A 13,446-nucleotide genomic window follows, 5' to 3' on the forward strand; every position below is an offset into this window, starting at 1 on the left:
CCGCAGCGACCTCATAGACGGCTGCCTCGCCGAGACCGGCCTGTCCATCAGACCTACCTGAGCAACGGCACGACACCACGAGTTCAACCTCAGTAGGCGCCGATGCAATTAGCTACCTTGTCACCGTAGATGCCGGCGACGCCGAGTGCGCATGCAAGACATCCACCGCCAGCGGTGAGGACACATGCAACGCCACAAGCAACCCAGATGGCGTTGAACACCCAGTTTGGGACGCCTGCGTCATCGATGCACTGCTGGATATCGTCCCACCAGTCCATGGGTCGAACTACCTGGCTGTCGACAATCGCGTCGCTTCGATCGAGAACCGCTCCTTCTTTGGATATGGCCTTATCGATCTTGAAGTGCCCATCCACCCACTGCTTGATGCGCCCAGACTCCCCATCGATCGGGATGAAGTGGGTTTCGACAGTATGGATAGAGGAGTCGTGGCCGATCTGCGTCACCACGGCGCTCTGTTCGGCAAGGCCGCCGCCTTCAATGTGCGCGATCACGATTTCACCAACGGAGCCGGTCAGAACCCGGACTTTTTCGGGAGACAGGTTGGCTCCACTGGGCAAGTGCAGTGGAATTGTGCTCTGAGTGATCTTGTCCCGCATGGTGGCGAGTGCCTGACCTTTGGAGGATAACTCGGAGGACGACTGTGCGAAGTTATCCTTCAGGTACTTCAGGCCGTCTGCGAACCTCTGCCTCGGGTCAATGCCGTTTCGAGGCGAATTCAATGCAACCCCCTGTTGGAACTAATCGTCGTTTTGTGGCGCAGGGTGATACTGCATCACATCCTGAAACGTAACGAACAAGCGCAAGGCTGAGGTCAATGGCCCCGCTCCTCCATGCCAAGCGCAAGTGCCCGCTTTTCGAGGGGACGCGATGCATCCCGTGGCCTCGTTGCCAATATCGGCGCGGCGCGGCGGTGGCAAATTACTTCCGGTGCCCCTCGCGTTCTGAATGCTTCAGTTCGAGCGTCAACCAGAAGATGATCGAGATTCCGATCAAAGCCCACCCGAGCGCCGGAGGCCACCAGGCCGGACCAATTGCGGTGATGATGGCGAAAATCCATCCCGGCAGTGGGAAAAGTACATGCTTGAACCGGTCGCGAGATATCTGCAACGCTTAACCCCCTTCGCTGTTGCGTCGACCGTCAGTCCGTGGAAATCGCAGCTATTCGCGCAGCGAATACGTGCCTTTAGTTGGTCAACCTAAGGCTGGCATGGACTTAAAGGTGACGTGGTGGGGGTTGGTCGATTCGTAGACAGGCGCGACGGGCGACAAAAGGAGCTGATGGTGGTGCTTGGCGTCGCATAGCAAACAACTCGTATCCCCCTTGACCGCGGCGAAGCTATCGGCCGGGACGTTTCTGGTCAAGGATGGTGAGTCGGTAATGCGCCAAGTTTAATTTGCTCCAATAAGGACTTTCCCGTGTTGGCGGGTGGATTTGGTGCACCTAGTTCGCATCAATGGTTATATGTGCTGAAGACTGGGACAGTCTGCACGGCGGATCGACCTCTTCATTGCCTACCGGCGGTGATCGTCGGTGGTGCCAGCTGTGCGGCAGCGGGACGTGCGCGACTGACCTTGGTCCTGCGCAAGCGGTTGGAGCGGGCTGCCAGAAACAGGCCAAGGGTGTCGATCGAGAGGTGGCGCTTGAGCCCCGCTCCGGGACCACGGCTGTTGCCGCCTGTCGCCGGCCTGCGGCGTTAGGTCGGCGCAGCGGCTTCGCGTCCCTGAGCGGCACCCCACCGGGCCGGGCGGAGTCGACTACTTGTGCAAAATATTCACCGACGTTTTCCGCAAGGCCCCGCGCTGGGCGGGCGCCTGGTCTCTGTACTCAGCCCTTCGGTGACCATGGCCGAACGCTGTGGCGGGGGGTACGGAGCGAGGGTGGGGGCGTGGATAGGCTCCGTGTCCATGACGTTCGGGGGTTCTGGCAATCACCAGGGAAGCGTGCTCGGGCAAGGCGATGATCCGGCCGTTCGCCGCCGGGGCAGTCCGGGCGGTTACGCACTCGGGGCCTTTGGTCTCCTTCTCGCCCTCGCTCTGTGCTACTACGGTGCGACCAACGCAGCCGTCGCCACCGGGCTCGCGGGCACCCATGGCACGCTGACCATCAGCGCGTGCCAGAAGCATCCGGGCGGAGCCCACTCCGGGCCATCACGGGACTGCGAGGGGGTCTTCCGGCCAGACGGTGGCCGAGGGGCGGACGGCGACCGGGCTGGCGATCGGCGGGGTGGCGAGGACGGCGGCGGAGGGGGCGCGCGGGCGCGCATCGCGTCGTGGACGCTACGGCCGGGCGAGGTGATCGAGGTCCGGCAGGGCACCGGCGAGTATCTGCGCCCCGGCCACAGCTCGCCCTGGGGATTTCTCTCCTTCGCCTTCGCCGGGCTGCTGTTGGCCTCTGTCATGCTGCCCTGCGCCGTCCTTGGGATCGGGCCGGGAATGATGCGCAGGGAGCGCCGCAGTCCCCTGACGGAGGCGCGCGGGACATGGACCGGCAGATTCTCGAAGTGGCTGGCGATCACCGGTGCCATCGGCTTGGCGGTTGACATCCTTCTCGCCCTTGTCCTCCCGTAAGACGCATAAGCCGGAATCGCCATGTGCCCAGGGGCCCGCAAGGGACCGGAAGGGCACGGGGCAAGCCGGAAAAGCAAGGGGCTCGGACGTGCAGAAATGCGGCTCTGACCTGCAGCAACAGGCGGTCTGCGGCAAGATCGGTAAAGGGTCGAATGGCCCTGATGGGACTCGGAATCCGTCGGCTGTGGGTTCGAGTTCCACCCGCCCCACCCAATGGTTCTCCCCGGAGGGCGTTTCTACGGGACCCTGCTGCACGGAACGACCGTATGGGTGCAACGGCGGGCGTTGACACCGGCATTCGGTTCGACGGCACCGACGTGCGCGCCACGGCCGACTCGATCACGGAGCGCGGCGTGCGGTTCACGGCCCACCCGCAGATGCAGGGCTGGCGGCGTGGATGGGCGCGTCGAGCCGATCCCAAGCCGTTGTCCCCGCGCGTGAAGCAGGCATACGCGACCTGCGTCGGGTGAACGCCGGCTCCGTGCAGTGAGCTTGGAGCCGACATGTCGTGCGTGAAGTCGGCACGTCGGGTGCGCGGCCAAAGGGTGATCACCTCCTCACTGCACGTGAGGGAAAGGTCCGAATAGCGGGCGTTCACCTCGTTCGCGCACCGCGCGCCCGCACACTCGTCCGGCTCACCGAACGTCTCAAGCAATGAACAGGCACGACCATGAGTCGGACAACCTCCCGATCACCCCAGCACTCCCCGCAGGCCGTGCAGAACGGCGAATCCGTGTTGTCGCACGGCCTCAAGCAGCGCCATCTGTCGATGATCGCGCTGGGCGGGGTCATCGGCGCGGGGCTCTTCGTGGGCTCCGGTGCCAGCATCGCCGCGGCGGGGCCGGCCATCATCCTCCTCTTCGTGGGGGCCGGCGCGCTGGTCATGCTGATCATGCGGATGCTCGGCGAGATGTCCGCGGCCCGGCCCTCCACCGGCTCGTTCTCGGTGCACGCCGAGCAGGAACTCGGCTCCTGGGCAGGGGCCACCTCGGGCTGGATGTACTGGCTGATGCTCTGCGCGGGCGTGGCCGCCGAGGCCACCGCGGCGGGCACGATCATGCACACCTGGGTGTCGTTCATCCCCGCCTACGGCTGGGTGGCGATCTTCATGGTGTTCTTCTGCGCCAGCAATCTGACCGCGGTCAAGAACTTCGGCGAGTTCGAGTTCTGGTTCGCCGCCATCAAGGTCACCACGATCGTCGCCTTCCTGGTGCTGGGCGTACTGGGCATCCTCGGGGTGTTCGGCGACGCACCCGGCACCAGCAACCTCACCGACCACGGCGGCTTCTTCCCGACCGGCGCCGCCGGACTCGCCGCCGGGCTGCTGACCGCCATCTCCGCGTTCGCCGGCCTGGAGACCGTCACCATCGCGGCGGCGGAGTCGGACAACCCCAGCCGGAACGTGGCCCGCGCCGTCCGCACCGCCGTCTGGCGCATCGCCGTCTTCTACATCGGCTCCATGGCCGTGGTCGTCACGCTGGTGCCGTGGAACGACCCGAAGGTCGCCACGAACGGCCCGTACGTCACGGTGCTCGACCGGCTCGGCATCCCGGCGGCCGGCACGATCATGCAGATCGTGGTGCTGGTGGCGCTGCTCTCCGCGATGAACGCCAACATCTACGGCTCGTCGCGCATGGCGTACTCCCTCGTCAGCCGGGGCCAGGGCCCGCGCTTCCTGGGCAAGGTCACCAGGGGCGTGCCGGCGGCGGCGGTACTGGCGTCCTGCATGTTCGGCTTCGCAGCCGTGATCGCCGGCATCGTCTGGCCGACCACCGTGTTCGCCTGGCTGCTCAACATCGCCGGCTGCTCGGTGCTGGTCGTCTGGTCCATCGTCTGCCTCACCCAGCTGAAGATGCGCCGCCGCCTGGAGCGCGAGGCCCCCGAACTGCTCTCCGTACGGATGTGGGGCTTCCCCTACCTGACCTGGCTGGCGTTCGCCGCCATCCTCGGCGTCTTCGGCGTCATGGCCGCCAACCACGACGGCCGTCAACAGCTCGTCGGCACGGCCCTCGTCGTGGCGGCACTGGCGGGCGCCGGCCACCTCAAGCAGCGCCGGGACCGCAGGGCCTCGGTTTCCCGCTGAGAGGGGCGCGGCTGCTGCTGAGCGGGGGCCCCGGCGGCGGGTGGGCCGTCTCCGGCGCCGGGGCGCCTCGTCACCAGAGCTTGTCGATGTCGCCCGGGTACAGCGCGAGGCGGGTGTTCCGGAACGCGGCGCGGGCTTGCCGGGCCGCGGGGGAGAAGAAGTCCGCCATGGTGACCTTGTCGAAACCGGGCTGGTCACTGGGGAAGGGAGCCTGGGGCGTTCCCCCGACGAGCACCGCTCCGGGCAGCACGTGCCAGCCCGCACTCTCGTAGAAGCCCTGGAGCGGCCGGTCGCAGGTGAACAGCCCCAGGTCGAGGCGGAGGTCCAGGTTGAGGCGGAGGTCCAGGTCGAGGCGGAGGTCCGGGGTCGGGCCCGGGTCCGCGGAGGCCATCACCTGGTGGGCGGCGGCCACCAGGCGACGGCCGTGCCCCCGGCCGCGGACGGCCTGTCGGGTCACCACGGTGCTCAGCCCGCCGGCAAGGAACCGACGGCCGGCGTGCACGATCGGCTTGGAGAGGATGTCCAGGGCGGCCAGCACCGTGCCCTCGTCCACCAGCAGCATCGACACGGGGCGCAACGCCGGGTCGTGGTGGAGGCCGAGGCCCTGGCGGACGTTGTCGTGGGGTCCGGCGCTGTCGCCGGCTCCCGTAGCGGCCGACGCGCCGGCCGGCGGCTCGGGCGCGGGGTCGGCCGGGGATTCGGGCGCGGGCCACGCCTCCTGATGGAGTTCCCGCACCTGCGCACGGAGCTCGGGTGGGGTCGCGGCTTCGGGAAAGGAGAGCAGCTGCACGCGGCGATTGTGCCCACTCGTCCCGTGCCGGACCACCCGGTTTTCCCGCCGTGACCGGCTGCGCGCCCCGCCCGGTCCCACGTCCGAGCGCCGCCGGCCCACGCCCCCAGGGTCGCTACCGGCCACGCCCCCAGGGTCGCTACCGGCCCACGCCCCCATGGTCGCTAGATGATCGGTGGGCGGCCCAGCCGCGTCATCCGCCACACCGTCCGCCAGCGCATCGGCCGCCGCCGTCCGCAGGGCGTCCGTACCCCCTCGGCGAAGCCGGCCGCCCAGGCCCGCATGCCCGCCACCGAGCGGCTGCGTACGGCCGTCAGCAGCGCCCATACGCCCAGGTAGAGCGGCACCAGGATCGCCGGCAGATGGCGCTTCGCCAGCCATACGCGGTTCCTGGCGACCATGCGGTGGTAGACGGCGTGCCGGGTCGGCGAGGTGTACGGGTGCTGCAACACGATCTCCGGCGCGTAACGGATGCGCCAGCCGTCGTCCAACGCCCGCCAGGCCAGGTCGGTTTCCTCGTGCGCGTAGAAGAAGTCGTCGGGCCAGCCGCCGATCCGGTCCAGCATCGGCACCGACAACGAGTGCCCGCCACCGAGGAACGTCGTCACCAGACCGCCGCGCTGCGGGTCGCCGACGCGGAGGCGGGGCACGTGCCGGCGCTGGGTACGGCCCAGCTCATCGGCGATGCGGAAACTCACGATGCCCAACTCCGGGTCGCTGCCGTGCAGTTCCGCGAGCCGACTGAAGACGTCCGGACTGATCAGCAGCCCGTCGTCATCCAGGCCGACCACCACGTCCACGTCTCCCAGCTTGCGCAGCTCGTCGAGGGCGACGTTTCTGCCGCCGGACACACCCAGGTTCTCGCTCAGCTCGATGCCCATCGCGCCGTGCGGCAGCGGTGGCAGCGGCGAACCGTTCCCGACGACCACGACGTGGGCCGGCCGGAGGTCCTGCTTGGCCACCGAATCCAGCAGTGCGTGGAGTTCGGCGGGACGGTTTCCCATGGTCAAGATGGCGACGCCTACGCGCAGATGACGCACAGTAGGATGCTCCGTTCTTGGCGGACTCGACGGGTTCGACGGCTCGACGGGCTCGGCGGTTCGACGCGCTCGACGAGGTCGGCGAGGTCGGTCGGTCCGTCCGGCTCGGTGGGCCGGACGAGCCCGGTGGTGGTCGTGGCCGCCTCGGTGGTCTCGGCTTCTCGACCTAGAAGACGTTGCTCACGGCGCTGACGTTCCTGGCGGTCGCGGCACCGCGGCGACCTCGGCTGACGAGTCTCGGCTGGGTACTTGGTGAGGGTCTTGGTGGTCTTGGCGGTCTTGAACGGTCTTGGTGGCCTTTCGGGATGCTAGCCGTCGGGGTGGGCGATCGCGCGCTACGGCACCCGCCCGGCGACACCTCGTCGTAGGAGCCAGGGCACTCCCGGCGTACGGGCCCGGGACACCCTCCGGCGTGCGAGCCGGAGCGCTTCCGTCGTACGCACCGGTAGGAACCCTCACGCAGCGCATGCGGACACCATGGGCGCACCATGGAAGGACCAGGGGTACTCGCGGACGGGCCGACGGGGGGTGAAGGGAGCAACCTCATGGAAGCCGCCATGGAAGCCCCCATGATGGAGGTCAAGACGATCGACAAGCCGGACGAGCGGCGCGACTTCCCCCGTGGCCACCTCGAAGCCGTGCACCTGACCGGGCTGGACTTCGCCGTGGTCACCTTCGAGCCCGGCTGGCGCTGGTCGGAGTCGGTGGGCCCGATCGCCGGCACCGACAGCTGCCAGATCCACCACAACGGCTTCGTCGTCCAAGGACGTCTGCGCGTACGGATGGACGACGGCGCGGAGTCCGAGCTGGGCCCCGGCGACGTCTTCGTCTGCCCGCCCGGCCACGATGCGTGGGTCGTCGGCGACGAACAGGTCGTGGAGTACGACTTCGCCGGTGCGATGGCGACGGAGTACGCCAAGGCGAAGGACTAGCCGACACGGCAGGACTGCGCCCGCAGACCGCGCCCGCAGACCGCGCCCGCTCATCACCAGGTCCCGGGACCCGTCCAGGTCCGGGGACCTGGTGACGAGCGACACATGTGGATTCTCCTGGATTCCCCGCGGATCGGATGTCTAGGAACGCGTTCGCTGGGCAGGGGAGCCGGACGGTCCGGCGTACGGAAGCGGACGGCCCGGCGCACGGAAGCGAGAGCGTCCGGCGCACGGAATACGTCACGGGATCGATCCTGTTCCCACAGCCAGGGACCACAGGCACACCCGGACCACGGACCCACCAGAAAACCCTCGACAGACCGGAAGCAGGGACACGCGCATGAGCACCGTTGAGCTCACCAAGGACAACTTCGACGAGATCGTCTCCGGCAAGGATTTCGTCCTGATCGACTTCTGGGCGGAGTGGTGCGGCCCCTGCAAGCAGTTCGGCCCGATCTTCGAGCGCGCGTCCGAGAAGCACGACGACCTGGTCTTCGCCAAGGTCGACACCGAGGCGCAGCCCGAGCTGGCACAGGCCTTCCAGATCAGCTCGATCCCGACCGTCATGATCGTCCGGGACAACATCGCCGTGTTCGCCCAGCCGGGTGCGCTGCCGGCGGACGCCCTGGAGGACGTCATCGGCCAGGCCCGCGCGCTGGACATGGACGAGGTCCGGGCCTCGGTCGCCGAGGCCCAGCAGAGCGAGCAGGCGCAGGCCGGACAGGGCCAGTAGGCTCAGGCGCCGTGAGCGAGCTACTTCTGGTCCGGCACGGCGAGACCGAGTGGAGCCGGAACGGCCGGCACACCAGTTGGACCGATCTGCCGCTGACCCCCAAAGGCGAGGCACAGGCCCGCGCACTGCGGCCGCTGCTGTCGGGCCGGAAGATCGGACGGGTGTACGCCAGCCCCATGCTGCGGGCCCAGCGCACCGCCGAGCTGGCCGGTCTCCCGCGCCCCCAGATCGACCCCGACCTGCGGGAATGGGACTACGGCGGTTACGAGGGCATCGCCACCGCCGAGATCCACCGTGACCGACCCGGTTGGTACCTCTTCTCCGACGGCGTCGCCCCCGGCCCCGAGGAGCACCCCGGGGAGACACCCGAGCAGGTCGGGGCGCGCGCCGACCGGGTACTGGCCCGGATCGCGCCGCAGCTCGCGGCGGAGGGGGGCGATGTGGCGCTGGTGGCCCATGCGCACTTCCTCCGGGTCCTGGCCGCCCGCAGGCTGGGGCTGCCGGCCGCGGCGGGTGGACTGTTCACGTTCGAGACCGGTGCGGTCGGAGTGCTGGGAACCGAACACGACCGCCCCGCGGTGGTGGCCTGGAACGCGCGGAGTTCATAAGGGAGCTCGTGGCGGCGCCCGTAGCCGGAGCTTGTGGCGGCTCCCATAGCCGGGGCTCGTGGCGGCGCCCATGGTCGGAACGCGTGGCGGCGCTGGCAGCCGGAACTCATGGCGGCGCTGGTAGCCGGGGCTCGTAGCGGTGCTGGTAGGCGGTGGGCGCTCCTGGGCCTTGCGGAGTGCTCGGGGCGACGGAGCTACGGCGCCATCGGATCGAAGTGCAACGGCTGCACCTTGCCCTCGATCATGGCGCCCAGCCCCATGACGGCGCAGATGTCGGGGCGGTCCGCGGTGTGCACCGGCATGGTGGTGGCCTGATGGATCATCGGCTCCAGACCCGGGATCAGCGCACTGCCACCGGCGAGCATGATGCCCCGTTCCCCCAGGTCGGCCACGAGGTCGGGCGGGCAGCGGCGCAGTACGGCCCCGATGCCGTCGAGGATCGCGGTCAGCGGAGTCGTGATCGCCTCCAGCACCCGCTCGGTGTCCACGTGCACGGAGCGTGCCATGCCACTGACCACGTCCCGGCCGTGCACCTCCGTGGAGCCCGGCGTCCGCCCGTCACCCCCGGAGAGGATCAGTTGCAGCGGACGCACGGACTGGCCCGCCAGCATCAGCTCGTGGTGGAGCCGCAGATGCTGGATCACGGCGTGGTCGATGGCGTTGCCACCCACCGGCACGGTCTCCGCGGCCACGATCGAACCGAGCGACAACACCGCGACCTGCGTCGTCCCCGCGCCGCACACCACGATCATGGTCGCCTCCGGCTGCTCCACCGGAAGTCCCGAGCCGACCGCGGCGGCCACCAACGTGTCGACCAGCTCCACCCGGCGCGCACCGAGCCCGGTGAGCGTCTCCACAGCCGCCCGCTGAGCCAGCGGCTCGCTCCCGTACGGGAGGCACACCGCGACCCGCATTGTGGGCCGGCGACGCCAGGTCTTGCGGAGCTTGTCGCCGACCAGGGTGCGCAGCAGCCGCTGGGCCATGTCGATGTCGACGACGGTGCCCCCGGCGACTGGACGGACCACCCGGATGTATTCGGGGGTGCGGCCGTCCATCAACTCGGCCTGGGCACCGACGGCCAGTAGGGCACCGGTGCGGGTGTTGACGGCGGCGACGGTCGGTTCGTCGACCACCAGCCCCTGGTTCTTCACATACACCCGGGTCCGGGCCGCGCCGAGATCGACGGCGGCCGAGCAGCGCCGCAGTTGGGCGAGGCTGATGGTCATGGGTGATTCCTCCCCGATGGGCCGAGACGGACGTTGGGCCGAGACGGACGTTGGGCCGAGACGGACGACGGGCCGAGATGGACGGAGCGCTCGCGCGACCCGTCCACACGGACCGCTCGTGCGCCATCCTCTGGGCGCGCACGGCGGTTCGCCTGTTGGGAGGGTCCGGTCGGGGGACGGGGAGGGGGAGGCGAGGCGAACGGGTGAGTGCGGTGAGCGCGGTGAGCGCGGTCGGTGAGCGAGGTGCACGGGCATAGGGCAGGCGTAGGGCGGGCGTAGGGCAGATGATCGCCGCTCGACGAACGTCTTCAGTCGACCCGGCGCTGGTACAGGCCCCAGGTGAATTCCGCGACGATGTCCTGCGGGGCGCCGTCGGGGCCGGGGACCGTGCAGGCCAGGCGCCAGCGGGTGGGGGCACTGCCCTCCATCGGGCGGGCCGGGGCGAAGGCGCGGGCGACCTCGTCGACGGTGCAGGACCAGGGGGTCAGATCCGCGGTCGTCCGCAATTCGGGGGCGGGAGCGCCGGGGGCACGGACGAGCCAGGCGTTCCATACGGTGCCCCGCGCGGCGGTGAGCACCTCGAATCGTAGATCGGGCCAGAGGGGGACCGGCCAGGTCAGGGCCTCGCAGGTCAGGTCGCCGATCCGGCGAGGGGCGACGGTCTCCGGGCTGCCCAGCAGCGCGCGGTACGGCTGGACGCCGCCCGCACCAGGGGCGTGCATCCGTGCCTGCCAGCGGCGATTGGCCTCCCGCATGTCGGCGCGGGAGACGCCCAGTTCGCGCAGCGCGTCCTCGACCAAGCCGGGGTGGTGATCGGCCATCCGGCGCAGCAGTACCAGCTGGAAGGCGACCGGTCCTGGCAGGCCAGCGGGGGCGCCGCGGCCGGTGGAGCCGGAGTGGCCAGTGGGAGTGGAGTGTCCAGTGGGGCCAGAGGGACTGACAGGGCCGGCTGGGCCGGCTGAGCCGGTGGGTCCGGTGGGGCTGTTGGGTGACGGGTCATGGTCAGCGGCGGGGTTCATGGGGGACATGGTCGTCGACGGCAGAGGCTCCAGGAGGCCGGCGGCTGCGGCCACTGGTGGAACCAGGGGAGACGAGGAGACCGGGGCAGTCGCCCTCTGGGAGGAAGAGCACGGAATTGACATAGCGACGGTGCGGCACGAGCGAGCGGCGCAGCAGACCGTGTTCGGCTACATGGGAGGTACGGGACTGATGGGCGGCCAGATCGAAGTCGTCCAGCGGAAGCCACTGGTCGTGCGGGAGAACCCAGCCGCGATAGCCGTGCGCCGCCATCCAGTCGAGTACGGGCGTCAGAGGCTGGATCCGCGTCTCCAACTCCACGAACAATGACGGTAGTTCACGCTTGATGGTGCACTCTGCGCCACGCAGCACCGCCAGCTCCGCGCCGTCCACATCGACTTTGATCAGTGTGACGGATGCCAGACCGAGTGTGTCCAGCGGCAGGCATGGCACGTCGAGGGCGGTCGAGTGCAGTTCGCGGCGTACGAGCGAGGAGACCCCGCGGTCGCCGCGCCCGTCCGGCGGAAGCCAGAGCGTGGCGCACCCCGCGTGGTCGGTGGCGGCGGCGGAGACCACATCGACGTGGGGCGGGGCGACGGACGCGATCAGACGGGCCAGATGGGGGACCGGCTCGATGGTGACGACCCGGTCCGCCCGCCGGGCCAGTCGTTGGGTCCACGGGCCGTACCACCCACCGACGTCGACGGCCGTGCCGCCCGGCGGGCAGAAGTCGGCGAGCCGCCGCAGCTCCGGCTCGAAGCGCGGATAGAGCCCGGCCGCCAGCGCCGACACCAGCCGGCCCGGCAACCAGCGCCCCAGCCGCGCGGCGAGTGTCACGGCCGCGCCTCCTGGTCGGTGAGGCGGCGCAGCAGACGGTCGTGCTCGGCGTCGGTGACCTGCTCCCCGGAGGACGGCAGGAGCTGGGGAATGCCGTCGAGGATCGGATAACGACGCCGCAGCCGAGGGTTGTAGAGCACGTCATCGGCCGCGAGAAGGACCAACGGCCCCTTGTCGAGCGGGCACACGAGAATCTTCAACAACGGATCATCCGGCTTCATCCCTCAACTCCTCTACTCCGAATACTCCGACGGACCCTTAACTGCCTGTCGCTGTCGCTGTCGCTGTCGCTGTGCCTGTGCCTGCGGCTGCGGCTGCGGCTGTGTCTGTGCCTGTGGTTGCAGTTGTGGCTGTGGCTGTGGCTGTGGCTGTGGCGAATGTTGTGGCTGTAGCGACGCTGCGGTGGTTGTCGTCTCATGGCGAGGGAGGGTGAGCAGGACGGACAGCGCGACAGCGGTGCCGCCCAGCCGCAGTGCGAGTCGCAGCGGATCGGCCGGCAGCGGTTCCCCGAACGCCACCGTCCCGCAGGCAACGGTGAAGACACAGGTGACGGTCGTACAGACCGGGACGATCACGGAGGCGCGGCAGCGCTGCAACGCCGTTTGGGACAACACCAGACCGGTGGCTCCAGTGAAGAGCAGCAGGTAGGGGTACGGCGAGCGGAGCAGTTGCGCGGCGGCGGCCGGGACGTCATGGGTGGTCAGCAGCCCGGAGACGCCCTTGATGGCCAACGAGCTCACCCCGTAGAGCAGACCCACGGCCACCCCGTAGGGGACGCCGGCGGTAGGCAGTCGGTGACGTCGTAGGGCCCGCCGCTCCGCCGCGCGGTACAGCAACAGCCCGGCGGCCAGTGACGGTACGGCGATCGCGAGCAACGTCGCGGGTGGCGCGGTGCGTGCGATGGCGCCTGTGTCGTCGCTCTGGAGGGAGGCGACGACCAGTACGAGCGCGACGAGGATCGCCACGATGCTCTGCCGCTCCCGGCCACTGGTCCGCTCGCCCAGTACGACCGAGGACAGGAGCAGTAGCAGAACCAGGCCCGAGACGAAGATGCCCTGCGCGGCGGCGATGGGCAGGGTGCGGTAGACGGCGAGCTGGGCGGCGAATCCGGCGGCCAGCGCGAGTGAACCGCCCAGCCACAGCGGGCTGGAGAGGAGATGGCGTATGACCCGGGCGGGCTGGCGGGTGCTCAGTGCAGGCAGCCCGGCCAGTGCGCGTTTCTCCAGCACGAAGCCGGTGCTGTACAGGACGTTGGCCAGCAGTGCGGACGCCACGCCCCACCACAGCATGGTGCCACTCCCTTCCTCCCTCGCGGGCCCCGCTGTTGATGGGCGGGGGTCGCTGATGGGGGTCTCGATGGGGTCTCCGGTGCGGGCCTGTTGAGGGGCGCGTTCCTGGGCTCTTTGGGCCCTGGCTTGTTCCCTGCCCCTGGCGTGTCCTGGCGTGGGCCCTTGTCCCTGCCTCTGTTCTCTGCCGGCCGTGTGCGTGGTCGGTTGTGTGCGGGTGTCTGTCCTGTCCTGCGGTTTGCGCTTGGCTGTGCCTTGTGACGCCTCCTTATATTCCGGCAACGATTACGGAGAGTAGTTTGTTC

Annotated in this window: 14 protein-coding genes; 6 read left to right on the plus strand and 8 right to left on the minus strand. The window is 69.2% G+C overall.

The genetic code is table 11. The annotated features are described in order from the left end of the window. Positions 1 to 89: 89 nt before the first annotated feature. Positions 90 to 617, minus strand: coding sequence for a hypothetical protein (locus AB0C96_RS21055; protein ID WP_362919192.1), 528 nt, complete (start codon positions 615 to 617; stop codon positions 90 to 92). A 1,309-nt stretch (positions 618 to 1,926) separates the two neighbouring features. Here AB0C96_RS21055 and AB0C96_RS21060 point away from each other — a divergent pair. Both AB0C96_RS21060 and AB0C96_RS21065 read left to right on the plus strand, forming a co-directional pair. Beyond that, positions 1,927 to 2,589: a hypothetical protein gene (locus tag AB0C96_RS21060; RefSeq protein ID WP_362919193.1), complete on the plus strand. Its 663-nt coding sequence runs from the start codon at positions 1,927 to 1,929 to the stop codon at positions 2,587 to 2,589. A 670-nt stretch (positions 2,590 to 3,259) separates the two neighbouring features. Continuing rightward, positions 3,260 to 4,672 (plus strand): amino acid permease, encoded by a 1,413-nt coding sequence (locus tag AB0C96_RS21065; RefSeq protein WP_362919194.1) that lies wholly within the window; start codon positions 3,260 to 3,262, stop codon positions 4,670 to 4,672. A gap of 70 nt (positions 4,673 to 4,742) precedes the next feature. Here the strand turns inward: AB0C96_RS21065 and AB0C96_RS21070 are convergent, their stop codons facing one another. Next, positions 4,743 to 5,462 (minus strand): GNAT family N-acetyltransferase, encoded by a 720-nt coding sequence (locus AB0C96_RS21070; protein WP_362919195.1) that lies wholly within the window; start codon positions 5,460 to 5,462, stop codon positions 4,743 to 4,745. A gap of 164 nt (positions 5,463 to 5,626) precedes the next feature. Continuing rightward, the gene (locus AB0C96_RS21075; RefSeq protein WP_362919196.1) at positions 5,627 to 6,502 is read right to left on the minus strand and encodes a glycosyltransferase family 2 protein; all 876 of its coding nucleotides are present in this window, start codon (positions 6,500 to 6,502) and stop codon (positions 5,627 to 5,629) included. 17 nt (positions 6,503 to 6,519) lie between these two features. Here AB0C96_RS21075 and AB0C96_RS21080 point away from each other — a divergent pair, with 17 nt between their 5' ends. The 4 genes from AB0C96_RS21080 (at position 6,520) to AB0C96_RS21095 (ending at position 8,775) form a co-directional block, all read left to right on the plus strand. After that, positions 6,520 to 6,672 carry a hypothetical protein gene (locus tag AB0C96_RS21080; protein WP_362919197.1) on the plus strand — a complete coding sequence of 51 codons (153 nt, stop codon included), beginning with the start codon at positions 6,520 to 6,522 and terminating at the stop codon, positions 6,670 to 6,672. Positions 6,673 to 7,071: 399 nt separating this feature from the next. Continuing rightward, positions 7,072 to 7,434 carry a cupin domain-containing protein gene (locus tag AB0C96_RS21085; protein WP_362919301.1) on the plus strand — a complete coding sequence of 121 codons (363 nt, stop codon included), beginning with the start codon at positions 7,072 to 7,074 and terminating at the stop codon, positions 7,432 to 7,434. Between the two features lie 340 nt (positions 7,435 to 7,774). Further along, the gene (gene trxA, locus AB0C96_RS21090; RefSeq protein WP_362919198.1) at positions 7,775 to 8,167 is read left to right on the plus strand and encodes a thioredoxin; all 393 of its coding nucleotides are present in this window, start codon (positions 7,775 to 7,777) and stop codon (positions 8,165 to 8,167) included. 11 nt (positions 8,168 to 8,178) lie between these two features. Continuing rightward, entirely contained in the window at positions 8,179 to 8,775 is a 597-nt protein-coding gene (locus tag AB0C96_RS21095) for a histidine phosphatase family protein (protein WP_362919199.1), read from the plus strand. Positions 8,776 to 8,969: 194 nt separating this feature from the next. On the opposite strand, the gene AB0C96_RS21100 is transcribed toward AB0C96_RS21095, so the two are convergent. From AB0C96_RS21100 to AB0C96_RS21120, 5 genes are all read right to left on the minus strand, one after another. Next, complete coding sequence (locus tag AB0C96_RS21100) at positions 8,970 to 10,001, minus strand: rod shape-determining protein (protein WP_362919200.1); 1,032 nt, start codon at positions 9,999 to 10,001, stop codon at positions 8,970 to 8,972. 308 nt (positions 10,002 to 10,309) lie between these two features. After that, on the minus strand, positions 10,310 to 10,864 hold the full coding sequence (locus tag AB0C96_RS21105) for a hypothetical protein (RefSeq protein WP_362919302.1): 555 nt from the start codon (positions 10,862 to 10,864) through the stop codon (positions 10,310 to 10,312). Between the two features lie 139 nt (positions 10,865 to 11,003). Next, on the minus strand, positions 11,004 to 11,855 hold the full coding sequence (locus tag AB0C96_RS21110) for an FkbM family methyltransferase (RefSeq protein ID WP_362919201.1): 852 nt from the start codon (positions 11,853 to 11,855) through the stop codon (positions 11,004 to 11,006). Beyond that, the gene (locus AB0C96_RS21115; RefSeq protein ID WP_362919202.1) at positions 11,852 to 12,076 is read right to left on the minus strand and encodes a Trm112 family protein; all 225 of its coding nucleotides are present in this window, start codon (positions 12,074 to 12,076) and stop codon (positions 11,852 to 11,854) included. Before AB0C96_RS21115 ends, AB0C96_RS21110 begins: the two co-directional genes overlap by 4 nt. 12 nt (positions 12,077 to 12,088) lie before the next feature. After that, a complete protein-coding gene (locus AB0C96_RS21120) occupies positions 12,089 to 13,144 on the minus strand; it encodes a DMT family transporter (protein WP_362919203.1) in 1,056 nt (351 codons plus the stop codon). Positions 13,145 to 13,446: the final 302 nt, after the last annotated feature.

This window comes from Streptomyces sp. NPDC048506 (assembly GCF_040651315.1).
In the GTDB taxonomy this organism is placed as follows: Bacteria; Actinomycetota; Actinomycetes; order Streptomycetales; family Streptomycetaceae; genus Streptomyces.